The sequence below is a fragment of the Streptomyces sp. HUAS 15-9 genome (assembly GCF_025642155.1).
GTDB lineage: Bacteria > Actinomycetota > Actinomycetes > Streptomycetales > Streptomycetaceae > Streptomyces.
Genome location: NZ_CP106798.1, coordinates 5,833,330 through 5,857,971 on the forward strand (window position 1 = coordinate 5,833,330; position 24,642 = coordinate 5,857,971).

Here is a 24,642-nt window from a genome sequence, read left to right on the forward strand (position 1 = left end):
CGTACCCACTGTGCGTGACGGAGGGTTCACTAAACATCAGCCGCCCGGCCCCGGTCCGACACCGTGACCAGGCTCCCCCCTTCGGCCGGGCGGCCCCCGAAGTTCCGTACGCCTACACCGGGTTCGGGCATTCCTGTGCCCGAGCCCGGCCGATCAGAGACGGAGACACGGTGACCACCATCGACACCAAGGCCGCCATCACGGTCGTACTGCCTGAGGCGTTCGACGAGCGCTGGAGCCGTTTGCCCGGCATCCAGGTCGACGGCCGGCACATCACCATCGACCCGGCCGAGTACTTCTTCCGCTTCGAGTCCAACACCTGGCTCGTCGCCGATTGGGAGCTGGTCAAGTCCCAGCTCCTGGACGTGGAGGAGACCACCGAGAGTGCGGTCGAGCAGCTCGCGCTGGACTTCATCAAGACCCACGCCGCCTCAACCTCGGACGCCGCCCGAGTCCTGTCCACCGCGTACGAGGTGTACGCCTACCTGTTCCGCGACGAGCACCTCGCCAACCTCGGCCTGCCGCAGATCACCGCCGAGCACCTGCGGATGCTGCGCGAGGCGGCCACGCTGATGGCACTGAACAAGGTCGAGCTGGACGGGCACATCTCCAACGTCGGCCCGTGCTGGTTCTTCCCCGCCGCCACCTCCGTCGTCTTCGACCTGGACGACGAGATGGGCGGGACGCTCGACGAGGTCTACCACGGCGGCTGGTTCAACGAGCACCGCCGTATCGAGTCCATCAAGGCCCACGCCGCTCTCGGCGGCCGGCTCGTGCACGGCTGCCAGTCCGTGCCGGACCAGTCCGGCGGAGTCGTCGCGCCCTACGGTGCGTCGATGACCGCCTTCCGCGACGACCTCGCGGCCTTCAAGGCCGGCTGGATCGAGCAGGTCTACGCCCATCGCGTGAGCCCTGCCGCATAGCACCACACCGCACACCAGGCTCCGGGGCGGGCCGGCATCTCTCGCCCGCCCCGGATGCCCCCAACCTCCCTGGAGCCCCCACGTGACCGCGAACCCCAGCGCCGAACTCCTCGACAACCTGCTCACCCTGGCCGGACGGACCACCGCCCTGCGCGAGGAGGTGCGCGTGTGGTCCATGTCCGGTGTCGAGCGCCTGACCTTCCCTGACGCCAGCACCGCGATCTTCAAGTACGCGAAGCGGCCCTTCGACAGCGAGGATCAGTCCCTCCGTCTGGCACATACGCTCGGCGTCCCCGTCCCGCAGGTCCACGCCTCCGCCGTCCTGGACGGTTGGCTCGGCATGCTCATGGAAGACCTCGGCCCTGCCGTCCGCGACGCCGACGACCTCGACGGCACCGCCGCCGCCGTGGTCCTGCACGGCACCCGTACGGCTGCCGCCCTGCCCGTCCTCGACCAGGTCAGCCTCTGCTCACTGCCGAACCGCGCCCTGGAACACCTCGCCCAGCTCCGCAAGGCCGAGCGCTGGCAAGACACGGACGACATCGAGGACGCGCTCGACCGGATCGCTCAGGCCGCCAAGGCCCGGTCTGCCGGTACGACGGTGGCGCCGTTCGGCTGGGTGCACTCCGAGTTCCACCCCACCAGCCTCCACATCGGCCAACAAGGCTGGCGGCTGCTGGACTTCGCCCGCGCCTTCACCGGCCCCGGCCTGCTCGACCTGGCCAGCTGGCACGGCACCCTCGACACTCCCGATCCCGTACGTCTGCGGGTCTTCCTGGAGCAGTACGTCACCGCCGGCGGCACCCCCGACGCCCTCACTCGGCGCGGCGGACTCACCGCCGAGAACTGGGCGCTGGGCTGGCACCGCATGTGGGCCGTCGAGTGGTTCATGGAACAGTCCATCCGCTGGATCAACGACCCGGCCACCGACCCCGCCTACATCAAGGCTGTACGCCGTCACCTCACCGACGTCCTTCACCTTCTGGAGGTCTGACGTGCTCGCCCAGGCTTCCCCGTGGTACGCCCACGCACTCCAGCGCACTACGGCCAGCCCCGCCGAGCCGCTGTCGGTACCCGCTCGGATGGAATGGACAACGCGGCCTGGCAGCGGGCCCGGAGCCGAGATTCTCGGCTCGGACCTGCGCCGCAAGCGGCTGCTGGAACTCGGCTGCGGCCCCGGTCACAACGCCGCCCACCTCGCCACCCGCTACGGCGCCCAGGTCACCGGTGTCGATCTGGTCGGCCTGCAGGTCCGCCGGGCCCGGTCGCACTACGGGCGGCTGAACAATCTGACCTTCGTCGCCGGCCATGCCCTGCACTACCTGCAAGCCTCCGACGAGCAGTTCGACGCCATCTACTCCGTTTTCGGGGCCATCGGCTTGGTAGCCCCCGAGCTTCTGCTCCCGGCCATCGCCCCGCACCTCAAACCCGGGCGCACCCTCGCCTTCTCCGTCCCCCACCCCAAGCGCGGCGGCTTGCGACCCACCGCCGACGACCGACCCCGCCGGGACTACGTCACTCTCCCCGACCGCACCCGACTACCCATCGCCCGCTGGGACTTCGATGCCGACCGATGGGAGAAACACCTCGACCGCGCCGGCCTCTGGCTCACCTCGGCCCAGGAGTTCCACGATGCCCGCCGCGGCCTCTGGCCCACCACGTTGCTGATCACCGCGCGCAAGCTCTGACCCCCACTCCGCCGTCTCTTGGGAGAAACCGATGCGCCCGCCCTATCTGCTCCTCGACGTCGACGGCGTCCTCATACCCTTCCCGGACGCCGGTGGGACCAGTCCGGCCACCCACGACTGCCACGACGTCGTTCCCACCGGCCGTAGCGCCGACGATCCGGTCACCGTCTGGCTCAGCCCGAGCCATGGCCCCTTGCTCATGGACGTGATACGAACCGGCCTGGTCACCCCGATCTGGTGCACCAGCTGGCGCCAAGACGCCACCACACTGATCGGGCCGCTCCTCGGCCTCCCGTCCCTGCCATACGTCGACCTCCCGCGTCCGCAGATCACCACCAGCCACCCCAACGGCTACCTCTGGAAACGAGACCATGTCGATGTCTGGCTGGGCGACATGCCTGTTGCTTGGGTCGACGACGACTTCACCGCCGTCGACCATGCCTGGGCAGCAGAGCGCACGGCGCGTGGGATGGCGACTTTCCTGGTCCAGCCTGATCCCCACATCGGGTTGTTGGCCGGGCACCTGGCTGAGGTCATGGAATGGGTTGACCGCTTGTCCGTCGTGCCAGCCAGCGAATCCGCTGGTGCTCCTGGAGCCGAAGCAGCCTGAAGTGATCACGGAGCAGGACCTCAACACCGTCCGACAGCCAACTGCTTGATCTATCGATGTCGTCCGCGTTCCTCGGGCCTGGAGGCCAGCGCCGTGGCCGAGGGCTGGAGCGCCAGGGGCGCAGAGGACGCTGCGGGTGTGCTGCTTCGTTTGCGTGCTGCCTGTGCTCGCCTGTTCGGCTGGAGGGTGATGCGCCAGTTGAGGACCTCGGCGGGGCGTTCGGCGGTGTCGAGTTCTCGCTGGGCGGCGACTTCGGCCAAGAGGCGCCGGGGGTTGTGGCCAGCGGTCTCTGCGCGGGCGAGGGTTGTGGTCAGGGCTGGCCAGGCGGGATCGACGAGGATGCGGTCGGCTTGGTCGGGGAGGGCTGCGCGTAGATCCTGCTCGAAGCGGCTGATGGTGGTGGCGCGTGGCGCGCGTCGGGTGAGATCTGCCAGGACCGGCGCGGCGGCGTCCTGGTAACCGGCCTGCAGGTGACGGAAGGCTTGCTCAGCCGCGGTGGCCTGCTGCTCGTGGCCGCGTTGTTCGTGCCACTTGGCGGCTGCCCGCGCCAACTGGAGTGCGGCAAAGATCAGGGCGATGGTGAGTCCGCCCGGATCGTGTGTGGCGTAGACGAGTTCCTTGGCGGCTTCCCGTAGGGCGGTGGCGGCTTGATGGTCGGCTCGGATCGCCGAGCGGCGGGCGCGGTTGAACACCTGTGCCGCTGCTTGTAGTTCGGCCCGGTGCGGGCCGTGGCTGGCGAGGGCCAGGTTGTGGAGGGTGTCGCCGAAGGCATCCAGGTGGCCCTGGGCCACGGCCTCGCCACCTGAGTCGAGGACGGCGTGCGCGTGGCGGATGGCGGCTTCGGCGCGGTGCCACGGCTCGGCCGGGTCCGCCACCGGTTGAGGGCGGTCGGCCAGCTCCTGGGTCGGGAGGCGTTCGCGCAGACGGTTGCAGGACAGGTCGGGCTCGCCGTTGGCCGTGTCGCCGAGCGCGGCCAGGCTGTAGCCGGTCACTTCGCCGGTCTCGGGGCCGATGCGCGGCCTGACCTGGATGCCGAGGGAGCGCAGCACGGTGAAGTACTCGTCGATGCTGCGTACGGCCGCGGCGACCGCGTACGCCTGCTCGCGCAGCCACTCCCGCGCGGTCTCCTCCCGGCCCTGGCGTTCCGCCTTCGCCCGCTCGGCGCCGGTCGGGGTACGCGGGGCCGTGAGGTCACCGGACTTCAGGCGGCGCAGCCCGAACTCGGCCTCGATCTTTCGGCATTCCAGCTGTGCCCGCCAGCCGTCCCGGTTCGTACGAGGGCGGCGGCCGTCGGCTCGGACGGTGGTGGCCATGATGTGGATGTGGTCGTCGGCGTGCCGGACCGCGATCCAGCGGCACGCCTTGTCGTCTCCCTCGGGGGCGATGCCCGTGGCGGCTACGACGCGGCGGGCAACCTCGGCCCACTCAGCGTCGGTGAGGTAGCGGTCGCCCGGCGCGGTGCGCACCGGGCAGTGCCACACATGCTGCCGTGGCTGCTTTCCGCCGAGCTCCCGGGTGCGCAGGTCGACGTGGTGGTCCAGGCGCCGGGCGAGCTGGGTGTAGGTGGGGTCGCGGCCGGGGTCGAGGGCGCCGGCCATGTCCCAGGCAGCCACGATGTGGGGGTCCGTGTGCTCATCGCGCCGCCCCTTGCCGAAGAGGTAGTTGATCAGGCCGAGGGTGCTGGAGCCGGTGGAGACGTCAGGCACCATGACCGGCTCCTTCCGCCAAGAGCCGGTCCATGAGTGCGTAACTGGCCTGGGCGGCCTGCTCAATGCGGTCGAGGACGGCCTCGGCGCGCTCGGGTATCGCGCCGGAGTGGATGGCTGTCGTGACCTGGTTGAGGTTGGTGCCGATCCGGTTCAGCGCCTTGGTGTGCGCTTCGATGGCTTCCACCAGCGGGCGGATGGGGTCGTCCTCCGGGCTGCCGACCATGCCCGCCTTGCCGAGCGCGACGGCGAGGGCGGCGTCGCCGACGAAGCCGGCGAACTTCTGGTGGCGCCGCCTGGCCTCGGCATCGATGAGGCGGACCGCGGTCGGGGTAAAGCGGATCTTCTTCTCCTGGTCGCGTTTCTCGGTGGTGCGCTTGCGGTTCATTCGCGCAGGCAGTGTGGGGGCGTCGGGCTCACGCCACGAGGGCTGCTCAACGGCGGCGGGCGCTTGACGGGCAGACGGCTCGGCGAGTGGGCGGTTGGAGTCGGCGACGGGCTGCTCGGCGCTGTCGGCGGGAGACGCGGTGCGGGGCTCGTTCACCCCCTGCCCCAACGGCAAATGGCGGGCTCGCTACCGTGACCTCGACGGCAAGGAGCATGCCCGCCACTTCGACCGGAAGATCGACGCCCAGCGCTGGCTCGACGAGGTCACGGCCAGCATCGTCACGGGCCAGTACGTCGACCCGCAGGCCGGACGGATCACCTTCGAGAAGTACGCAAAGAAGTGGGAGGAGTCGCTCATCGCCAGCGAGGCGGGCGAGCGGATCACCGACAACGCGCTCCGGCTCCACCTCGTCCCGGCGCTTGGCGCCCGCGCCATGGCGGCCATACGCCGCAACGACCTCCAGGTGCTCTTCAAGAGCCTGTCGGAGCAGCTTGGCCCCGGCAGCGTGCGTAACGTCTACGACGTCCTCGTACGCCTCATGACCGCGGCTGTCGAGGACAAGGTCATCGCGTCCAGCCCGTGCCGCCGGATCACCCTCCCGGCCATGCCGGATGACGAGGTCACTCCGCCCACGGTCGCGCAGGTCGAGGCCATGGTCCGCGTGATGCCGCCGTACATCCGCGCGGTGATCGTCACCCTCGCCGGATCAGGCTTGCGAATAGGAGAGTTGCTCGGCCTCAAAGTGTCGGACGTCGACTTCAAGGCCGGCACCATCCGCGTCGAGCGCCAGCGCCTCCAGTCCGGGAAGATCGGCCCGCCGAAGACTGCCAAGTCACGGCGCACGGTCCCGGTCGGCGAGGTCGTCACTGACGCACTCCTCATGCACCTCGCCGCACGCCCCTCCAAGGAGTGGCTGTTCACGATGGAGGAAGGCGAACCGCTCAACTACCGCCGCTGGAAGACCGAATGGAACTGCGCTCGTAAGGAGCTGCAGAAGGCGGAGAACGAGGCGGCCGAACGCGAGGGCCGCAAGCCCGTCGAACTCACGCACATGGTGACCCACGACCTGCGCCACTTCTACGCCTCCGCCCTCATCGCCGGCGGAGCGAGCGTCAAGCAGGTCCAGTTGGTCCTCGGCCACGCGTCCGCCGTCATCACGCTGCGGATCTACGCGCATCTGTGGCCGGGCGAAGAAGACCGCACCCGGACCGTCATGGACGCCGTTCTCGGCGGCCTGCGGACCGGGTGCGGACAGGTAGGCGATGCGACCCGCGAAACCGCAGGTCAAACGGCCTAGCCATAGATCAAGCCTTCTTCGTCTCCCAGAAGATCTTGTCGATCTGGGCGATGTAGTCCAGCGCCTTCTGGCCGGTCGCCGGGTCGGTGGACGCCTTGGCGGCCGAGAGGGCCTTCAGGGTGTCGTTGACCAGCTGGTGCAGCTCCGGGTACTTCTCGAAGTGCGGGGGCTTGAAGTAGTCGCTCCAGAGCACCGAGACGTGGTGCTTCGCGAGCTCGGCACGCTGCTCCTTGATGACCGTGGCACGCGCCTGGAAGTGCGGGTCGTCGTTGGCGGCCATCTTCTCCTGGACGGCCTTCACCGACTCCGCCTCGATGCGGGCCTGGGCCGGGTCGTACACACCGCAGGGCAGGTCGCAGTGTGCGCTGACCTTGACCTTGGGGGCAAACAGGCGGGAAAGCATGGAGCATTCCTTCCTCGTGATCGTCTTCTCAGGTGGGACATTACTCCCTGAGGGACGGGTTTTCTCGAGTGCCCCCTTGGGCTTAGGACAAAAGTCCGGGGTCAGACTGAGACTGGTGGAGGAACGGACCGGGGAGGTGCCGGGGATGCCGGAGCTGTCGCAGGAGACCGAGCGGGGGAGGGCCGTCACGCCCTTCGGGCTGGCCGAGGTGACCGGGCCGTCCATGGTGCCCACGCTCCACCACGGGGACCAGCTCGTGGTGCAGTACGGGGCCCGGATCAGGCCGGGTGACGTCGTGGTCCTGCGCCACCCCTTCCAGCAGGACCTGCTCGTCGTCAAGCGGGCCGCCGAGCGGCGCGAGGGCGGCTGGTGGGTCCTCGGGGACAATCCGTACGCCGGAGGGGACAGCACCGACTACGGGACCGTGCCGGAGGACCTGATCCTCGGCCGGGTCCGGCTGCGGTTCCGGCCGCTGCGTCCCGGTCAGCGCTCGCCGCTCGTGCTGGTGCGCTGGGCACTCTCGGCCGCCAGGCCCGTCTTGTCGGGCCGGTCGGCCTCCAGGCGCTTGCGGGCCCGGTAGGCGGCCACGTTGGCGCGCGTCGCGCAGCGGTCGGAGCAGTAGCGCCGGGAGCGGTTCGTCGACGTGTCCAGATAGGCGTTGCGGCAGGGGGGTGCCTGACACAGGCCCAGGCGGTCCACGCCGTACTCGGTCAGATGGAACGCGAGGCCCATCGCCGCGATCGCCGCGTACCCCGCGGTCGCGTTCGACGGGTGGTCGGCGAGGTGCATGTGCCACAGCGGCCGGCCGTCGTCGTCCCGGAAGTCGTGCCCGGAGATCTGCGGGCTCACCGGGAACTCCAGCAGGAGCGAGTTCAGCAGGTCCACCGCGAGCGTCTCGTCGCCCTTGTCGGCGGCCTCGAAGACCGCGCGCAGCCGGGCCCGTACGGAGCGGAAGCGTGTGACGTCCGCGTCGGTCGCGCGACGGGCCGCGGACTGGTTGCCGCCGAACAGGTCGCGGACGGCCTCGACCGAGGTCAGGGTGTCCTTGCCCCGGGCCGGTTCCTCGCTGTTGACGAGTCGGACGGCGTAATCCGAGTAATAGGCCAGTTCCACTTGTAGTCCTTACAGGGGCGGTCTATGGTCGTGAAGTGCGGTCGGGTAATGGACGGTCGCACCTACAGGGTATTACGTGATCTATGGGGTGGAGGAGTTCGATGACGAACGCGGACACGCACATGGTGACGACCGGCGCGGACTGGCCGGCCTGGCAGGAGAGCTGGGACCGGCAGCAGGAGTGGTACATGCCGGACCGCGAGGAACGCTTCCGGATCATGCTCGACATGGTCGAGGCCCTCGTCGGCACCGCACCCCGCGTGCTGGACCTGGCCTGCGGCACCGGCAGCATCACCGCCCGGCTGCTGCACAGGTTCCCGCGGGCCACCAGCACCGGCGTCGACCTCGACCCGGCCCTCCTCGCCATCGCCGAGGGCACCTTCGCCGGTGACGAGCGGGTCGGGTTCGTGACCGCCGACCTCAAGGACCCGGACTGGCCCGCGAAGCTGCCGTACGACTCGTACGACGCCGTTCTGACCGCCACGGCCCTGCACTGGCTGCACAGCGAACCCCTCGCGGCCCTCTACGGTCAGGTCGCGGAGCTCGTCCGCGACGGCGGTGTCTTCATGAACGCGGACCACATGATCGACGAGTCCACGCCCCGGATCAACGCCGCCGAGCGCGCGGGGCGCCACGCCCGCATGGATCAGGCCAAGCGGGACGGTGCCCTCGACTGGGCCGAATGGTGGCAGCTCGCCGCCAAGGACCCGGTCCTCGCCGGGCCGACCGCCCGGCGCTACGAGATCTACGGCGAGCACGCCGACGGCGACATGCCCTCGGCCGCCTGGCACGCGCGCGTGCTGCGCGGGAAGGGCTTCGCCGAGGCCCGGCCGGTGTGGTGCTCGCCCTCGGACACGCTGCTTCTCGCGCTCAAGTAGGCGACAGGCGGACTCCGTGGCACGACGAAGGGCGGTACGGGAATCCCGTACCGCCCTTCTCGCAGCTGAGTGTCAGAGGACCTTGGACAGGAACGACTTCGTCCGGTCGTGCTGCGGGTTCGTCAGGACGTCGCGCGGGTGGCCGGACTCGACCACCAGGCCGTCGTCCATGAACACCAGCGAGTCGCCCACCTCACGCGCGAAACCCATCTCGTGCGTGACGACGATCATCGTCATACCGTCCTCCGCCAGGTCCCGCATCACATCGAGGACCTCACCGACCAGCTCCGGGTCGAGAGCCGAGGTCGGCTCGTCGAAGAGCATCAGCTTCGGCTGCATCGCCAGCGCGCGGGCGATGGCGACACGCTGCTGCTGACCACCCGAGAGCTGCGACGGGTAGTGGCCCTTGCGGTCGCCGAGGCCCACCCGGTCGAGAAGCCGCCCCGCGCGTTCCCGGGCGACCGCCTTGGACTCGCGCTTGACCTGGACCGGCGCCTCCATGACGTTCTCCAGCGCCGTCATGTGCGGGAAGAGGTTGAAGCGCTGGAACACCATGCCGATGTCCCGTCGCTGCGCCGCGACCTCCTTCTCCTTCAGCTCGTAGAGCTTGTCCCCCTTCTGCCGGTAGCCGACCAGGTCGCCGTCGACGTACAGCCGGCCGGCGCTGATCTTCTCAAGATGGTTGATGCACCGGAGGAACGTGCTCTTGCCGGAACCGGACGGGCCGATCAGGCAGAACACCTCTCGCGGGTTCACCACCAGGTCGATGCCCTTGAGGATGTGCGCCAGACCGAAGGACTTGTGCACGCCCTCGGCCCTGACCATCGGCGCACCGCTCGTCGGCTGTGCGATGTCCTTGCTCAGACCGGTCATCGGGCCACCTCCGGGCGGCGGAACGAACCGAACATTCGGAGGTTCTTCTTCAGACGCTGGAGCGGCGTCGGCGGCAGGTTGCGCGACGAACCGCGGGCGTAACGGCGTTCGACGTAGTACTGGACGATGCTGAAGATCGTGGTCAGGAACAGGTACCAGATACAGGCTACGAAGTACATCTCGACGACCGCCAGCGAGGTGCTGGAGATGTCCTGGGCCTTCTTGATCAGCTCGGGGAGCTGGACCGCGTAGGCCAGCGACGAGGTCTTCAGCATGTTGATGAACTCGTTGCCGGTCGGCGGGATGATGACCCGCATGGCCTGCGGGAGGATCACCCGGCGCAGCGTCTTGCCCTGGGTCATGCCCAGCGCGTGCGACGCCTCCGTCTGCCCCTCGTCGACCGACTGGATACCGGCGCGGACGATCTCCGACATGTACGCGGCCTCGTTCAGGCCGAGTCCCAGCAGGGCCGTGAGGACCGGGGTCATCACCTGGTTCATCTCGTCCTTGTAGAACCCCAGGTTCAGGACGGGGAAGACGAGCGAGATGTTGTACCAGAGCAGCAGCTGGACCAGGACCGGGGTGCCGCGGAAGAACCAGATGTAGAACCAGGACACGGTGCTGGTCACGGGGTTCGACGACAGTCGCATCACGGCGAGGATCACGCCGAGGGCGACGCCGAGCACCATGGCCAGCACGGAGATGTACAGCGTGGTCCAGGCGCCGGAGACGATGCCCGGATCGAAGAGGTAGTCCGGGATGATGCTGTAGTTGATGTTCGCGTTGGAGAACGCGACCCCGAGCATCGCCACGAGGGCGATGACCACGACGGCGGACACCCAGCGGCCGTAGTGCCGTACAGGAATGGCTTTGATCTGCTCCGGCGGCACCGACGCCGCCGGAGTCTTGTCGATCGGATCAGTCACAGTGACAGCCCTTCAGTGTTGCCAGAAGCTGTTCAGGAGCCGCCGTTGGTCTTCGCCTCGGTGACCGCGCCCTGTGTGACGTTCCACTTCTCCATGATCTTCTGGTACTCGCCGCTCTTGATGATGGCGGCCATGGCGCTCTGGAGGGCGTCCCGCAGCTGGGTGTTCTCCTTGCCGACGGCGATGCCGTACGGACCCGCCTCGATCTGCTCGCCGACGACCTCGAAGTCCTTGCCGCCGCCGGAGGTCTTCGCGTTGTAGGCCGCCACCGGGAAGTCGTTCAGGTCGGCGACGGACGCACCCTGCTTCAGACGGAGCAGCGCCTCGGGGTCGGTGTCGAAGGTCTGCAGGTTGATGGCCTTCTTGCCGTCCTTCGTGCACTTCTTGCTCTGCGCCTTGGCGATGCCCTCGGACGTGGTGCCCTTCTGCAGGGCCACGACCTTGCCGCACAGGTCGTCGAGCGACTTGATGCCCTTCGGGTTGCCCTTCTGGACCAGGATCGAGGTGCCGGCGGTGAAGTAGTCGACGAAGTCGACGCCGTTGCCGACCTTCTTGCCGGTGTCGGAGTCGATGCCGTTCTGGCGGTCCTTGGTGTCGTTCATCGCCGACATGAGCACCTGGAACCGCTTGGCCTGCAGGCCCACGATCAGGTTGTCGAACTTGCCGTTCTGGAACTCGAACTTCACGCCCAGCTGCTTGCCGAGGGCGTCGGCGATGTCGGGGTCGATGCCGACGGCCTTGCCGTTCTCCATGTACTCGACCGGCGGGTAGGCGATGTCGGAGCCCACCTTGATGACGCCCGCCTTCTTGATGTCCGCGGGAAGCTTGTCGGCGAGCGGCGCCGAGGCGGAGGCCGTGGTCGAGCCGCCGTCGCTGCCGTTGTCGGTCTGGTCACCGCAGCCGGTGAGGATGAGGGCGCCAGCGACCGCGATCGCACCGACCGCGGCGGTACGGGTGCGGGCGGTCGTACGACGGGTGGAGCTTGCGGTCATGGTTTGTTCCTCCGGCGGAAGAGGTGGAGCTTGCCGTTAGGTCGACGAGAACACACACCATCGGGTGGTGCGACCTCGTGGGTTTACGGCATCTTGCCATTCGGTCTGCGCTATTCAGGGGACTCGCTATGTCAAAATCGGATAACGGGTGACCCCCCGAACCGCCTCAGGTCGGCACATCAAGCCGGACCGTCTGCGGAAATCCCCGGCGCTGGCCGAAATTCCTTCGGTCACGTCTCACTATGTGGTCGGCCCTTGCCCGGACGGGCATCGCGTGCCCAAGGCGCTCCATCTCGCCTCGATGTCGCCTCGATGTCATCAGGACGTGACCTTCTAGTCCCGTGATGTGACCTTGCACCTAATGGACTCGTCGTCGGCCCTGTCGTCGGGTAAGAAGGTTCTTTACACCCCTCATCCGGGGCTCAGGGCGCGTGTGCGGCGCGCCCGTCGCGTACGACCCGTACGTATCAGGCAATCGGGTCATATGCGGTCCCGCCCGCTCTTCACCAGGAGTGGTCAACCCTCAAACCATGAATATTTAAGGGGTAAAACGAAGTGGCAGCGGAGATCGTCAATCCTCGCAGCGACAACAGTACGGAGCAGGACGGCGGGGCCGAACCCCTCGATTCCTTCGATCCGGCGTTCGCGCTGCACCGCGGCGGCAAGATGGCTGTGCAGGCCACCGTGCCGCTGCGCGACAAGGACGACCTGTCCCTCGCGTACACACCCGGTGTCGCGCGCGTGTGCACCGCGATCGCGGAGCAGCCGGACCTGGTCAACGACTACACGTGGAAGTCGTCCGTGGTCGCGGTCGTGACCGACGGTACGGCCGTCCTCGGGCTCGGGGACATCGGCCCCGAGGCCTCCCTTCCGGTCATGGAGGGGAAGGCGATCCTTTTCAAGCAGTTCGGCGGCGTGGACGCCGTCCCGATCGCGCTCGACTGCACCGGCGTCGACGAGATCGTGGAGACCGTCGTCCGGCTGGCCCCGTCCTTCGGCGGGGTGAACCTGGAGGACATCTCGGCGCCGCGGTGCTTCGAGATCGAGCGCAAGCTCCAGGAGCGGCTGGACATCCCGGTCTTCCACGACGACCAGCACGGTACGGCGGTCGTGACGCTGGCGGCGCTGCGCAACGCGGCGCGGCTGAGCGGGCGCTCGATCGGTGACCTGCGCGCGGTGATCTCGGGTGCCGGCGCGGCCGGTGTCGCCATCGCCAAGATGCTGGTGGGGGCCGGTATCGGGGATGTCGCGCTGGCCGACCGCAAGGGCGTCGTGTCGGCCGACCGGGAGGACCTGACGCCCGTGAAGCGCGAGGTCGCCGGGTTCACCAACAAGGCGGGCATCAGCGGTTCGCTGGAGGACGCGCTGGCGGGCGCCGACGTCTTCATCGGCGTCTCCGGCGGTACGGTCTCCGACACGGCGGTGGCCTCCATGGCCAAGGGTGCCTTCGTCTTCGCGATGGCCAACCCGAACCCCGAGGTGCACCCCGACGTCGCGCACAAGTACGCGGCGGTCGTCGCCACCGGCCGGTCGGACTTCCCGAACCAGATCAACAACGTGCTGGCGTTCCCCGGGATCTTCGCGGGCGCGCTCCAGGTGCGGGCCTCCCGGATCACCGAGGGGATGAAGATCGCGGCGGCCGAGGCGCTGGCCGCGGTCGTCGGTGACGATCTCGCCGCCGACTATGTCATTCCGTCGCCGTTCGACGAGCGGGTCGCTCCGGCGGTGACCGCGGCGGTCGCGGCTGCCGCGCGGGCCGAGGGCGTCGCCCGTCGGTGACGCTTGAATTGGCCCCGTCCGTTCGGGCGGGGCCATTCTTTTTGCCCACCCACCCGGCTGTCCGGGTGATTTCGGGGGTGTTGTCGCCTCGGCGGCCGCCGCCCCGGACCCCCGTGCCGTTGCGCAACAGGGCATGTGTCACAGCGGACCGTGGTTCCGTCCGGCTGATCGGGAACCTATCGTCGAGCCCATGTTCGCTGTCTACGCCGCCCGAATCGACCGCGACCAGCCGCTCGCCGGCCTTGAGTTGGGGGAGCGCCCGGCCCCCGAGGCCCGCCCCGGCTGGAGCACCGTCAACGTCAGGGCCGCCTCCCTCAACCACCACGACCTCTGGTCCCTCCGCGGCGTCGGCCTCCCCGAGGAACGGCTGCCGATGATCCTCGGCTGCGACGCCGCCGGTGTCGACGAGGACGGCAACGAGGTCGTCCTGCACTCCGTCATCGGCCAGAGCGGCCACGGCGTCGGCCCCGACGAGCCCCGCTCGATCCTGACCGAGCGTTACCAGGGCACCTTCGCCGAGCAGGTCGCCGTGCCGACCTGGAACATCCTGCCCAAGCCCAAGGAGCTCTCCTTCGAGGAGGCCGCCTGCCTGCCCACGGCCTGGCTGACGGCCTACCGGATGCTCTTCACCAACGCGGGTGTACGGCCCGGGGACTCCGTCCTCGTCCAGGGCGCCGGCGGCGGTGTCGCCACGGCCGCGATCGTGCTCGGCAAGGCTGCGGGACTGCGGGTCTTCGCCACCAGCCGGGACGAGGCCAAGCGCAAGCGCGCCCTGGAACTCGGCGCCGTGGAGGCGGTCGAGCCGGGGGCGCGGCTGCCCCAGCGGGTGGACGCCGTCATCGAGACCGTCGGCGCCGCCACCTGGTCCCACTCGGTGAAGTCGCTGCGTCCGGGCGGCACGATCGTCATCTCCGGCGCCACGAGCGGCGACCGTCCCTCACACGCCGAGCTGACCCGCATCTTCTTCCTGGAGCTGAAGGTCGTCGGCTCCACCATGGGCACCAAGGACGAGCTGGAGGACCTGCTCTCCTTCTGCGCCGCCACCGGTGTGCGTCCCGTCATCGACGAGGTCCTCCCGCTCGACCGCGCCCGCGAGGGCTTCGAGCGGCTGGAGTCCGGGGACCAGTTCGGGAAGATCGTGCTCACCACCAGCTGATCGTCGCCACCGTCCGACGGCCGGCCCGGTGCGCCGGGCCGGCCGTCGGCATTTGTCAATCACGGTTGACAGGACTCCTTGTGTCAACTTAGGTTGACATTATGACCGAAGCAACGGATCTCGCCGAGCGGGCCGGCGACCGCGATCCGCGGGTCGGACTGCGCGCCGTCGCCGCACTGCGCAGGCTGCTGGAGCAGCTGGAAGCGGTGCAGGTGCGCAGTGCCCGCAATCAGGGCTGGTCGTGGCAGGAGATCGCCGCCGAACTCGGCGTCAGCAGGCAGGCCGTGCACAAGAAGTACGGGAGGCAGTGATGTTCGAACGGTTCACGAAGGATGCCCGTGGCGCCGTACAAGGTGCGGTCGCGCATGCCGAGCGGCTGGGCGACGAGCGGGTCGAGGAGTCCCATCTCCTGCTCGCCCTTCTCGACCGGGAGGGCAGCCGGGGTTCGTTCGCCCTGACGTCGCTCGGACTGTCGGCGGGGCGGCGGGAGGGAGTGGTGCGAGCCCTGGCCGAGGCCCGGCGCCGCGGCGGGCTCTCCCGGGCCGACGCGGACGCGCTGTCGGGGCTGGGGATCGACCTCTCGGAGATCGTGTCCCGGGTGGAGGAGGCCCATGGGGAGGGGGCCTTGGCGACCGGGCGGAAGGGATTTTCCGGGCGGCGGCCGTTCGGTCGCGGGGCCAAGGATCTGCTGACCCGGTCCCTGCGCGTCGCCCTCGGGCACCGCGACCGTCACATCGGCGACGAGCACCTCCTCCTCGCCCTGACCTCGTGCCCGGGCGTGGCCGCCGAGGCACTCGCCGAGTACGGGGTGACGCACGAGTCCTTGACCCGCGTGCTGTACGGCGGGGGAGAGGCCAAGGCGGGCTGACGGCCGCCGCCTCCCGGCAGCGCGCCCGCCCTTCACTGTGGGCGCGCTGCCGGGCAGGCCCTCAGACCTTCGGCCCGCGCAGCATCACGCCGATGTGTGCCGCCGCCGTCGACAGATGGCGCCGGGCGTCGCGGAGCTGGTCGGCCGTGACACCGTGGTCGCGGGCGGCGTCGCGGATGTCGTCCCGGAAGCGGTCGAGGAGACGGTCCAGGTCGCGCGCCGGGTCATCGGTGGCGTCCTCGTGGGCCCAGGCCGGTTCGTAGTCGGCCGGGAAGTCCTCCGGGGTCCGTGTGTACTCCGGCTCCGACGCGGACTTGCCGGTGGCTGAACCGGCCCCGGCTCCAGTCCCTGTCCCGGGCCGTCCGAATCCCAGGTCCTTGCCGAACTCCTTCCCGAAGTCCTTCCCGAACTCGCCGAACTCCTTGGCGAGTTCGGTCAGGCCCTCGCGCACCCCTGTCGGCCAGTCGCCCCGCGCGAAGTGGTCCTGCACATGGTCCTGGACCCGCCGGGCGATGCGCTGCATCTCCTCCTGCGCCTGGGCCCGGGCCCGGTTCTGTGCCTCCTGGGCCTGGCGGCGGGCGCGCTGGGCCTCCTCGCGGGCGCGGCGGCTCTCGTCCTTGGCGCGCCGGGCCTGCTCCTTCCATTCCTGCTTGACGCGGCGCATCTCCTCCTTGGCCGCCCGCCAGGCCTCCTTGTCGCCCACGTCGCCGTAGTCCCCGGTGCCGGTCCAGGTGCCGTGCCGGGCCTCGGTGGCGGCCGCGCGCATCTCACGGCGCAGGTCGCCCGCCGCGCCGCGCACGTCGGCCCGGATCTCGGCGGCGAGCTCCGCGACCGACTCGCGGATCTCCAGCTCCAGGTCGGCCAGTTCACCACTGCGGTCGGCCAGTTCGGCGCGGCCGGCGTCCGTGATGGCGTACACCTTGCGGCCGCCCTCGGTGGTGTGTGTGACCAGGCCCTCGGCCTCCAGCTTGGCCAGGCGGGGGTAGACGGTGCCCGCCGACGGTGCGTACAGCCCCTGGAAGCGCTCCTCGAGCAGGCGGATCACCTCGTAGCCATGGCGCGGGGCCTCGTCGAGCAGCTTGAGCAGATAGAGGCGGAGGCGGCCGTGGGCGAAGACGGGAGGCATGTCAGAGCACCTTCTTGTCGGTCGTGCCGTCGGCCGGGGCGTCGTCGCTCGCGGCGTCTGTGCTCGCGGCGGCGTCCGGGCCGGAAACGGAATTCTCCCCCAAGTCGCCCTGTGTTCCGGCCGCCGTACCGTCTGTCGATAGGTTCCCCGTCCCCTCGGTCACGGCATCGGAGATGAACTCGGCCTCCTTGACTGGCGGTTCGGCCTCCCACGCCTCGTCGTCGCCCTCGTCCTCCCTCGGGGGGCGGCGCAGCAGGGCGATCGAGCCGGAGACCGTGGTGGCCCTGAGCCTGCCGGTGCCCGCGCCGAGGCGGCCGGTGATCTTGTGGGCGCCCCACTGGCCGTGGACCCGCAGACCGTCGAAGGCGTTGGAGATGGTGCCGCTCGCCGTGTTCGCCTCGACCTCGGCGTCCGCCGGGTGCGGGAGCCTTATGGCGATCTCGCCGGAGACGCTGGTCAGTCTGACGTCTGTCGGGCCGTCCGGGTCGAGGTCGACGATCATGGAGCCGCTGACCGAGTCGGCGCGCACGGAGGAGCCCGAGCCGTCGACGACGGTCAGGTCGCCGGAGACGGAGTTGAAGCGCAGGTCGCCGGTGACGGACTGGGCCTCCAGGTTTCCGGACACCGTGCTCGCGCGGACCGGGCCGGAGAGGGCGACCAGGGTCGTGTCGCCCGTGACGCCCTTGACCTCCGAGTGCCCGCGGATCCCCGAGACGACGGCGCCGGCGCCGACCACTCCGACCTCCACGCGGGTCTGCGCGGGGACCGCGAGCGAGACGACGGCGCTGCGGCGCCAGCCCTTGCGGTCGAGCCACTTGAGGAAGCCCTTCCAGGGCAGGTCCTCGTACGCCACCGTGAGCGTGCCGCCCTCCTGGGTGACCACCAGGGGCGGGCCCTCCATGTCCGAGATCTCCAGACGCGCGGAACCCTCGTCCGTGCCCATGACGTTGACCGCTCCGTTGACGATGCGTACGTGCAGCTCGCTCACCGGATCGTCGAAGGTGAGCTTCGTGGGCTCGGTGACGGACCACTCGGACATGGTGCTGACCTCCTTCACGGGACGCGACACGCCATATCGCGTCTTCCGTGAAACACGATATATCGCGGTCATGGAAAGTCAAGACACTCGTTCGCGTGATCAGCGGTGCCTCATATCGGGCGTGACAGGGATGAATTGCCTAGCGTGTGACCATGTCGACAGATGGGTTTCGGGCCGGTTCACGGGGCGCTGTCGCCCCCGGAGCCCTGCTGCTCTGCCGGGCGGCACCGGACTCCGTCGCCCCGGCCGCCAACCTGCTGCGCGAGCGGATGCTGCTCACCGCGGCCGGCGACGGATGGAGCGTGCTCGTGCCAGAGGGCACCCCGTGGCTCCACGCCGGTGAGCCGGTCGACCGTGTCGCGAACGGCTGGGCCGCGGCGCTGGCCGTCGGTTCGTCCTGGCCCGTGCTCGCGCTGTGGTGGGACGCCGACCGCGCCGGGTTCACCCTGGCCTCCGGTTTTCGCCGCCCCGTCGGCTACGTCTGGCTGGCCAATGGCACCCCGGTGGGGGAGGACGAGGCGATGAGTACCTTCGCCGCGCGGCTGGGGCTCGATCCCGTACTGGACGTGGACTCCCTCGGCCTGCTGACCGGGACGGACTCCGAGGCCGACGGCCGCGATCGGCTGCGCGGGCTGCTCGCCGTACTCACACGCGCGGGAGTGGCTCTGCCCGCCGGGGTGCTCCCCGGTGAACCCGCCGACCGGCTCCATGAGGCCGCCCTCGTCCCGGCCGACGCGCGGCGGATCGAGGGGCTGGGGGTCGTGGCGGGCTGGCGGGAGGCGGTGCGTGCCGAGCTCGAGGTGGTGGAGCGGGGGCGGCTGGCGCCGTGGCTCCCGTGGGCCGGGGATCCGCAGGCCCGTGCGCTCGCCCTGGCCCAGGTGGTGGTGGGCCTGCCGGTCATGGTGTGGGGCGTACGGCGCCGTAGTGGAGGGTGGGTCGTCGCGGGGGCGCTGCTGGCGGCGCACGGGACGCTGGGGCTCGCCTACGAGCTGGTACGCCCGCGCGACTGACCGGGACTTCCGACGGAGGCCCGTCCGGTTCCTACTCGTCGTCCTCGTCGTCCAGGCGGGCCAGCCACGTCGCCAGGCGCTCCACCGGGACCTCGAAGTCGGGGTTCAGATCGACGAACGTACGGAGCTGCTCGGCGAGCCACTCGAAGGTGACCTCCTCCTCGCCGCGCCGCTTCTCCAGTTCCTCGATGCCTCGGTCGGTGAAGTACATGGGTGGTGCTCCGTGGGAAAGAAGAAGCGCGATTTCCCGTGCGGGAAGCCGCGAGGGACGGACAAGAAAAGGATAGGCGTGCCGGGTGCGGCACCCGTGGGCCGTCCGGCCTCTCGCCATGGGCCTTCCGGACCTGGCGGGAGCGCCTGGGCGGGCTGTACGAGGGCTGCCGCACAGGACGCCGGGTTCCAGTGGCTCGTTCATGGCGCTCGTCCACGACGATCCGTACCGGCCCCTCCTGGAGCCGGAGGTGATTCTTCGGCGCCGGCGTGGGTCGCACAGCGGTCCCTTACCAGGATTCCCGGCGGTCGATACCGATACGTACGGCCTTCCGACGGCAACTGCCTTGCGGAAAAGGCCCATCGGCAGCGGGCTTCCTGTCCGGCAGACCTGCGCTCACGGGTGGCCGCGTGCGTAGCCCGACAGCTCCACCGACTCAGGGAGGGAACCATGGGTTGCTTACCCGAACCTACGGGGGACCCGGAGACCGCGTCGTCCTGCCGCGCTCGCCGCAGGGCGACGACCGGCTCACCGACGGGGTCTCCCATCGGGCGAGACGCGCCGAAGCGGCGTCGCGATCTGCGGTCCTTGGGCCGCACCGCCGGTCATGGCCTGGTCCAGGGCTTGGCGTCCGCGACCGGCGGGGCCATCGTGACCGGCCTCATCTGGTGGAACCAGCGGTGAGCGCAGGGTCCGCCGTCCTTCGGGGCGGCGGACCCGGCTGCGCGTACCGTCGGCGGCTTCTGGTGCGGGAGGTGCACTTTTCGGCCTTGGTCCGATGAAGGGGTAGGCCCCGCCTGCCGGGGGAAGGACTCTTTCCCTGCGGGAAAGGTGAGGTCTTCCGGTACGGGCAGTGAGGCCTTGCCCTACGAGCAGAACGGGAAACGACGAGGAGCAGGGGCGTAGGGAGCGCACAGCCCGGCGGAACTCGGACTGGGCTCTCGCGCCGCGGACACCCCGGGGTCGGCCCGCCCAGCGGGCACCGGCACGGGGGAACGGGGGATTCGTATGGCACAGGAAGTGACGCGGGTAGCGCGGATCGAGCTGCCGGACGGTACGCCGGTGTGGGCCCGGATATCGGGGGCCGAGGAGCTGGCCGTGCCGTCGGGGGAGCTGTCGTACACGGACACCGGGTTCGCCGAGCGGGTGGAGGCGAGCGTCGAGAGCCTGCACTCGCTCGTCACCGGGGTCGCACGGTCACTGGCCGGTCCGCTGCGCGCGGTGCGGCCGGACGAGGTGAGCGTGGAGTTCGGGATCGAGCTGACCGCGAAGGCCGGCAAGGTCGTGGGCCTGCTCGCGGACGGCGAGGCCAAGGCGGGCATCACGGTGACCCTGACGTGGAACGGCGGCGGCCCACCGGATCCGTCGTCCCCGGACCCCGCCCCGGACCCGACTGCACACCCGACCCCGCCCTCCAGCCCGGCCCCCACGCCCCCGGCAACATCCCCGACTCCGGCATCCACGGCCCTTGCCGCGTCTCCCGCTCCGGGCTCGGCGTCGGCGTCTGTGGGCCGTGTCCCGGTTCCGGTTTCGCGCTCGGCCTCGGCATCGACAGGCCCGGCCGCGCTCGTGGAGCCCCGCGTCGATCCTGTGGTCTCCGGCGCTGCGTCGGCCTTGGCATCCATGGGCCCTGCCCTGTCTCCCGCTCCGGGCTCGGCGTCGGCGTCTGTGGGCCGTGTCCCGGTTCCGGTTTCGCGCTCGGCCTCGGCATCGACAGGCCCGGCCGCGCTCGTGGAGCCCCGCGTCGATCCTGTGGTCTCCGGCGCTGCGTCGGCCTTGGCATCCATGGGCCCTGCCCTGTCTCCCGCTCCGGGCTCGGCGTCGGCGTCTGTGGGCCGTGTCCCGGTTGCGGTTTCGCGCTCGGCCTCGGCATCGACAGGCCCGGCCGCGCTCGTGGAGCCCCGCGTCGATCCTGTGGTCTCCGGCGCTGCGTCGGCCTTGGCATCCATGGGCCCTGCCCTGTCTCCCGCTCCGGGCTCGGCGTCGGCGTCTGTGGGCCGTGTCCCGGTTGCGGTTTCGCGCTCGGCCTCGGCATCGACAGGCCCGGCTGTCGTCACGGCGTTCCGGCCCGATCGTGTGGTCCCTGGCGCTGCCCCGACCCCGGCATCCCCGGCGCCCACGGCATCCCCGGCCCCCGACGCGGCTCCCCCCTCAGGCTTGCCCTCACGGTGTGAGCCGGGGGCCGGGGGTCGGGCGGGGTCGGGCCATCCCAACTCCCCCACCGCCCCCGGCAACAACCCCCCACCCAACCTCGACCGCACCCCACGCGCGGGCGCGTCCACCGGCGTTCCGGTGCATGGGGGCGCCCGGGGGGACTTCGGTGGGGGCGGGGTATGACCGATCGGCACGACGGGGGCGCATCGGATGGGTTTCATGCCGCCCACCATGCTCTGCGTGAACTCGTCATGGCGGCGACCGTGCGCATTCATCGCACAGGTGTCGGGTATGCCCTGGACGAACCCGGCACCTTCCTCGGCAGCGGCTTCTTCATCGCGCCGAACTGGGTTCTGACCTGCGCACACGTCGTAGACGGAGGGGAGGGCGGCGAAGTGGCCGTGGTCTATGAGACCGGACCGGGCCAGGGACCGTCCGCCGTCCCCGGCCGGGTCGCGGTGACCCTGCCCGAGCACGTCGAACGCCGGATGCCCGGCAGCTGGCCCGCCCCGGACCTCGCGCTCGTCCGGCTTCGTGAACCCGTCGACCACGACTGCGTGTACGTCTCCGAGCGGCCCACGGCGCACTACGGCGAGGGCAGGGTGTTCTACGCGGGCTGGACCGTGACCGGAGGTCAGCTGCAGATCCTGGACGGGTTCCTCTCCGTGCAGGGAACCATCGGCGGCTGGTCGGCGGGGGTGCAGATGCGGCTCGGGCAGAACGATCTGCCACCCGGTGTCTCGGGCGGGCCCGTGATCGATCCGGTGCGCGGTGAGGTCATCGGCGTACTGAAGTCCCGCGCCGACCACGGCACGGGCGGCACCTCCACGGGGATCGAGCGCCTGCGGACGTCACAGGTGCCGCCGGACGCGGTGCGGACCGAGCACGACGACGTCTACCAGGCCGTTTTCCACGCCCATGACCGCTACCACCGCGACCGGCAGCAGCCCTCCGACTCCCGCCGCCCCACCTGGGCCGACGTGCAGGGGGAACTCGGCACCCGCCCCGGCCGCACGCTCGGCCCCTATGAGCGCAGCGAGTTGCTCGGCCGGCTCGCCGACCTGCCGCCTCCCGCCACCACCCGCGCTCTGCTCGACCTCCTCGACTCCCTGCCGAACTTCCAGTTCCCCTCCCTGATGCCCGCGCCGCGCGGCTGGCGCGACGGCCTCGGCATGCTGTACGAGAACGCCCGGCACGACGGCGAGCTGAAACTCGTACTCGACTACGCGATGCGGGTCATGTGCGCCGAGCGTCCAGCGACGCCCAGCATGTTGGACGCCGAACAGGACCTGTGGGACTGGGTGAAGAAGGCGTCGACCGGGCTCGACAGCGGTTACCGCAACGGCCTGGTCCGGCAGCGTGCCAAGTGGCTGGGGCTGCGGCGCCGTCCCGCGATCGGGCCGACTTCACCGGGGGAGCAACTTCCCGAGCACCCCCGGGACGCCGGGCCCGCACTGTCCGTGCTGCTCGAAGTGCTGCCCAGGGGCTGGGAGCCCGACCGCTGCGACTGGTCCGTCTGCGTGGCCCGTCCCGACGGTGACGTGACCCGTCTCCACGAGGCCGAGCGCACACTGCTGGACGACCTTCCGGCTCAGGTCGTCACACCGCTCGCGGAGGCCTTCCGCCGCTGTGACGTGCCGGGGCGGCCCGTGGCCCTGCACGCGGCCCTGCCGCACCAGCTGCTCGGGCTGGCCGTGGACGAGTGGAGGCTGCGGCCGGACGGGCCCCCGCTGGGCGAGCAGCGTCCGGTCGTCGTGCGCTGCTCCGACCGCGACCAGCTGCCCGGTGACGGCGAGTTCGGGATGTCCGGCCCCGAGTGGGGCGAGGACGGCGACGAGGGCCACGAGCGCCTGGACCGTTGGCGGCGGCTGCACGCCCGTGACGCGCAGGCCGAAGTCCTCGACTGCGACGACGGAGTGCGCGAGCCGGTGCCGACCATGGACGAACTGCGCGGTCTGGGGCCCCGTACGATCCCGGTGCTGTGCCGCTACGGCGACCGGCGCTACGAGGACGACGGCGCCGCGCTCGGCAGGATCGTGCACGCCGGCTTCGGCGTGGTCCTGTGGCGCCGCTGGCGAGGCCAACCGGACGCCGTGTGCGGGGAGTTCCACCGCGGAGCCAAGAAGGTCGTCGACGACGGGGACGGCGCGGCGTTCCTGCCCGACCTGGTGCACCGGCTCCGGGTGAACCTCCGAGCGGGTCTCGTCGAGGCCTACTGGGCCGACGGCATCGCGCTGTTGTACGACGATCCGCACCAACCCCTGCCCGGAACAGGCGATCTGCTGGAGGCTCCCTGATGCGACGCCCCCTCGCGCGACGCGCTCCATGCGCCTTCCGGCCCCTTACCAGCTTTGCCGTGTGTCGATACCGTGAAGCACGTTCGACGGCTGCCGTGGTGGTACGAGTGACGACGAGGACCGGACCATGACCGAATCCAGTGAGTGGCTCATCTACCGAGGCGCCGGGGAACCCCACGACGGAATGAGCCGCTTGCCTCCCCCGCCGCCCTGGCGGGACTTCGCCGGCCGGGACGCGGCGCGCGACGGCGACGGTGGCGGCGACGGCTCCCAGGACCGCAGACTGGGCGCGCACCGGCATCTGGCGGAACTGCACCGGCCGGGCGCCGAGGAACTCGAGATGATCAACGCGGCGCTCTATCTGCGCCGCCCTCTCCTCGTCACCGGCAGTCCCGGCGCGGGCAAGAGCACGCTGGCCCATTCCGTGGCGTACGAGCTGGGACTCGGCGACGTCCTGCGCTGGTCCATCGTCAGCCGCTCCACGCTCCAGGACGGCCTGTACCACTACGACGCCATCGCCCGCCTCCAGGACGTGCAGATCGCCGCCCAGGGGGATGGGGGCACCGCCCTGTTCGAGCGAAGCCGAGAACTTGGGGGAGGATCGGCGGCCGGCAGTCCCGGGGCGGTCGAGGCGATCGGCAGCTACATCCGCCTCGGCCCGCTCGGCACCGCCCTGCTGCCCTCCGACACCCCGCGCGTGCTGCTCATCGACGAGCTCGACAAGAGCGACATCGATCTGCCCAACGACCTGCTGAACGTGCTGGAGGAGGGCGAGTTCGAGATCCCTGAACTGCAGCGTCTCGCCGACCGGTTGCCCGACGGCGAAACCGAGGTGCTCACCGCCGACGGCACCAAGGTCCGCGTCCGCGACGGCCGGGTGCGCTGCCGGGCCTTCCCGTTCGTGGTCCTCACCAGCAACGGGGAACGGGACTTCCCGGCCCCCCTGATGCGCCGCTGCATCCACCTCGAACTGGGCCGCCCCGACCACAACAGGCTCGCCACCTTCGTCCGCGCCCACCTCGGTGACGAGGCGGCGCGTGCGGGCGACGATCTGATCAGCCGCTTCCTGGAGCGCTCCCGCAGCGAACTCCTCGCCGCGGACCAGCTGTTGAACGCGATCTATCTCACCGACGCGGCGGCCCCGCCCAGTCGTGACCGCCTCGCCGACCTGCTCATCCAGCGACTCGACCGCCCGAGGTGAGGCG

Annotated in this window: 25 protein-coding genes; 15 read left to right on the top strand and 10 right to left on the bottom strand. The window is 70.3% G+C overall.

Annotation, left to right across the window (positions count from 1 at the left end; translation table 11 throughout):
* The first annotated feature begins 170 nt into the window (after positions 1–170).
* The 4 genes from N8I87_RS27050 (at position 171) to N8I87_RS27065 (ending at position 3,221) form a co-directional block, all read left to right on the top strand.
* Positions 171–923 carry a hypothetical protein gene (locus tag N8I87_RS27050; protein ID WP_263212477.1) on the top strand — a complete coding sequence of 251 codons (753 nt, stop codon included), beginning with the start codon at positions 171–173 and terminating at the stop codon, positions 921–923.
* 82 nt (positions 924–1,005) lie between these two features.
* Positions 1,006–1,917: a phosphotransferase family protein gene (locus tag N8I87_RS27055; RefSeq protein ID WP_263212479.1), complete on the top strand. Its 912-nt coding sequence runs from the start codon at positions 1,006–1,008 to the stop codon at positions 1,915–1,917.
* A gap of 1 nt (position 1,918) precedes the next feature.
* Positions 1,919–2,611, top strand: a complete 693-nt coding sequence (locus N8I87_RS27060; RefSeq protein WP_263212480.1) for a class I SAM-dependent methyltransferase — start codon at positions 1,919–1,921, stop codon at positions 2,609–2,611.
* 31 nt (positions 2,612–2,642) lie between these two features.
* On the top strand, positions 2,643–3,221 hold the full coding sequence (locus tag N8I87_RS27065; RefSeq protein ID WP_263212481.1) for an HAD domain-containing protein: 579 nt from the start codon (positions 2,643–2,645) through the stop codon (positions 3,219–3,221).
* A gap of 50 nt (positions 3,222–3,271) precedes the next feature.
* Here the strand turns inward: N8I87_RS27065 and N8I87_RS27070 are convergent, their stop codons facing one another.
* Positions 3,272–4,930: a relaxase/mobilization nuclease domain-containing protein gene (locus tag N8I87_RS27070; protein WP_263212483.1), complete on the bottom strand. Its 1,659-nt coding sequence runs from the start codon at positions 4,928–4,930 to the stop codon at positions 3,272–3,274.
* Positions 4,920–5,471 (bottom strand): hypothetical protein, encoded by a 552-nt coding sequence (locus N8I87_RS27075; RefSeq protein ID WP_263212484.1) that lies wholly within the window; start codon positions 5,469–5,471, stop codon positions 4,920–4,922. The genes N8I87_RS27070 and N8I87_RS27075 overlap by 11 nt, the downstream gene beginning before the upstream one ends.
* On the opposite strand from N8I87_RS27075, the gene N8I87_RS27080 reads away from it, so the two are divergent.
* Positions 5,455–6,612, top strand: coding sequence for a tyrosine-type recombinase/integrase (locus N8I87_RS27080; RefSeq protein WP_263212486.1), 1,158 nt, complete (start codon positions 5,455–5,457; stop codon positions 6,610–6,612). The genes N8I87_RS27075 and N8I87_RS27080 overlap by 17 nt on opposite strands.
* Before the next feature lie 7 nt (positions 6,613–6,619).
* Here N8I87_RS27080 and sodN read toward each other — a convergent pair whose 3' ends face one another.
* Entirely contained in the window at positions 6,620–7,015 is a 396-nt protein-coding gene (gene sodN / locus N8I87_RS27085) for a superoxide dismutase, Ni (RefSeq protein ID WP_020136639.1), read from the bottom strand.
* 145 nt (positions 7,016–7,160) lie between these two features.
* Between sodN and sodX the strand changes: the two genes are divergently transcribed.
* Positions 7,161–7,595, top strand: a complete 435-nt coding sequence (gene sodX, locus N8I87_RS27090) for a nickel-type superoxide dismutase maturation protease (protein WP_263216686.1) — start codon at positions 7,161–7,163, stop codon at positions 7,593–7,595.
* Here the strand turns inward: sodX and N8I87_RS27095 are convergent.
* The gene (locus N8I87_RS27095) at positions 7,499–8,128 is read right to left on the bottom strand and encodes a CGNR zinc finger domain-containing protein (RefSeq protein ID WP_263212491.1); all 630 of its coding nucleotides are present in this window, start codon (positions 8,126–8,128) and stop codon (positions 7,499–7,501) included. The two genes, sodX and N8I87_RS27095, sit on opposite strands and share 97 nt — an antisense overlap.
* A 101-nt stretch (positions 8,129–8,229) precedes the next feature.
* Between N8I87_RS27095 and N8I87_RS27100 the strand changes: the two genes are divergently transcribed.
* Positions 8,230–9,006, top strand: coding sequence for a class I SAM-dependent methyltransferase (locus tag N8I87_RS27100; RefSeq protein ID WP_411577291.1), 777 nt, complete (start codon positions 8,230–8,232; stop codon positions 9,004–9,006).
* Positions 9,007–9,078: 72 nt separating this feature from the next.
* On the opposite strand, the gene N8I87_RS27105 is transcribed toward N8I87_RS27100, so the two are convergent.
* The 3 genes from N8I87_RS27105 to N8I87_RS27115 are packed head-to-tail and all read right to left on the bottom strand — an operon-like array spanning position 9,079 to position 11,797.
* On the bottom strand, positions 9,079–9,879 hold the full coding sequence (locus N8I87_RS27105) for an amino acid ABC transporter ATP-binding protein (protein WP_317633493.1): 801 nt from the start codon (positions 9,877–9,879) through the stop codon (positions 9,079–9,081).
* The gene (locus N8I87_RS27110) at positions 9,876–10,805 is read right to left on the bottom strand and encodes an amino acid ABC transporter permease (RefSeq protein WP_263212493.1); all 930 of its coding nucleotides are present in this window, start codon (positions 10,803–10,805) and stop codon (positions 9,876–9,878) included. The genes N8I87_RS27105 and N8I87_RS27110 overlap by 4 nt, the downstream gene beginning before the upstream one ends.
* A 32-nt stretch (positions 10,806–10,837) precedes the next feature.
* A complete protein-coding gene (locus tag N8I87_RS27115) occupies positions 10,838–11,797 on the bottom strand; it encodes an ABC transporter substrate-binding protein (RefSeq protein ID WP_263212494.1) in 960 nt (319 codons plus the stop codon).
* 555 nt (positions 11,798–12,352) lie between these two features.
* Between N8I87_RS27115 and N8I87_RS27120 the strand changes: the two genes are divergently transcribed.
* The 4 genes from N8I87_RS27120 to N8I87_RS27135 all read left to right on the top strand — a co-directional run bounded on the left by N8I87_RS27120 (position 12,353) and on the right by N8I87_RS27135 (position 15,600).
* Entirely contained in the window at positions 12,353–13,576 is a 1,224-nt protein-coding gene (locus N8I87_RS27120) for an NAD(P)-dependent malic enzyme (RefSeq protein WP_263212496.1), read from the top strand.
* A gap of 190 nt (positions 13,577–13,766) precedes the next feature.
* The gene (locus N8I87_RS27125; protein ID WP_263212498.1) at positions 13,767–14,732 is read left to right on the top strand and encodes a zinc-binding dehydrogenase; all 966 of its coding nucleotides are present in this window, start codon (positions 13,767–13,769) and stop codon (positions 14,730–14,732) included.
* Between the two features lie 101 nt (positions 14,733–14,833).
* Positions 14,834–15,043, top strand: coding sequence for a helix-turn-helix domain-containing protein (locus N8I87_RS27130; RefSeq protein WP_018571396.1), 210 nt, complete (start codon positions 14,834–14,836; stop codon positions 15,041–15,043).
* Positions 15,043–15,600: a Clp protease N-terminal domain-containing protein gene (locus tag N8I87_RS27135; protein WP_263212507.1), complete on the top strand. Its 558-nt coding sequence runs from the start codon at positions 15,043–15,045 to the stop codon at positions 15,598–15,600. Before N8I87_RS27130 ends, N8I87_RS27135 begins: the two co-directional genes overlap by 1 nt.
* Positions 15,601–15,661: 61 nt before the next feature.
* On the opposite strand, the gene N8I87_RS27140 is transcribed toward N8I87_RS27135, so the two are convergent.
* Both N8I87_RS27140 and N8I87_RS27145 read right to left on the bottom strand, forming a co-directional pair.
* Entirely contained in the window at positions 15,662–16,726 is a 1,065-nt protein-coding gene (locus N8I87_RS27140) for a PadR family transcriptional regulator (RefSeq protein ID WP_263212509.1), read from the bottom strand.
* Position 16,727: 1 nt separating this feature from the next.
* Positions 16,728–17,765: a DUF4097 family beta strand repeat-containing protein gene (locus N8I87_RS27145; protein ID WP_263212510.1), complete on the bottom strand. Its 1,038-nt coding sequence runs from the start codon at positions 17,763–17,765 to the stop codon at positions 16,728–16,730.
* A 152-nt stretch (positions 17,766–17,917) separates the two neighbouring features.
* Here N8I87_RS27145 and N8I87_RS27150 point away from each other — a divergent pair, with 152 nt between their 5' ends.
* Positions 17,918–18,775 (top strand): hypothetical protein, encoded by an 858-nt coding sequence (locus N8I87_RS27150; protein ID WP_263212511.1) that lies wholly within the window; start codon positions 17,918–17,920, stop codon positions 18,773–18,775.
* A 31-nt stretch (positions 18,776–18,806) separates the two neighbouring features.
* Here N8I87_RS27150 and N8I87_RS27155 read toward each other — a convergent pair whose 3' ends face one another.
* Entirely contained in the window at positions 18,807–18,986 is a 180-nt protein-coding gene (locus N8I87_RS27155; protein WP_003992906.1) for a DUF6104 family protein, read from the bottom strand.
* 1,008 nt (positions 18,987–19,994) lie between these two features.
* Between N8I87_RS27155 and N8I87_RS44465 the strand changes: the two genes are divergently transcribed.
* The 3 genes from N8I87_RS44465 to N8I87_RS27170 all read left to right on the top strand — a co-directional run bounded on the left by N8I87_RS44465 (position 19,995) and on the right by N8I87_RS27170 (position 24,638).
* Complete coding sequence (locus N8I87_RS44465) at positions 19,995–21,323, top strand: CU044_2847 family protein (protein WP_411577292.1); 1,329 nt, start codon at positions 19,995–19,997, stop codon at positions 21,321–21,323.
* A gap of 80 nt (positions 21,324–21,403) precedes the next feature.
* Positions 21,404–23,437 (top strand): VMAP-C domain-containing protein, encoded by a 2,034-nt coding sequence (locus tag N8I87_RS27165; RefSeq protein ID WP_317633494.1) that lies wholly within the window; start codon positions 21,404–21,406, stop codon positions 23,435–23,437.
* A gap of 127 nt (positions 23,438–23,564) precedes the next feature.
* The gene (locus N8I87_RS27170) at positions 23,565–24,638 is read left to right on the top strand and encodes an AAA family ATPase (protein WP_263212525.1); all 1,074 of its coding nucleotides are present in this window, start codon (positions 23,565–23,567) and stop codon (positions 24,636–24,638) included.
* The last annotated feature ends 4 nt before the right edge of the window (positions 24,639–24,642 follow it).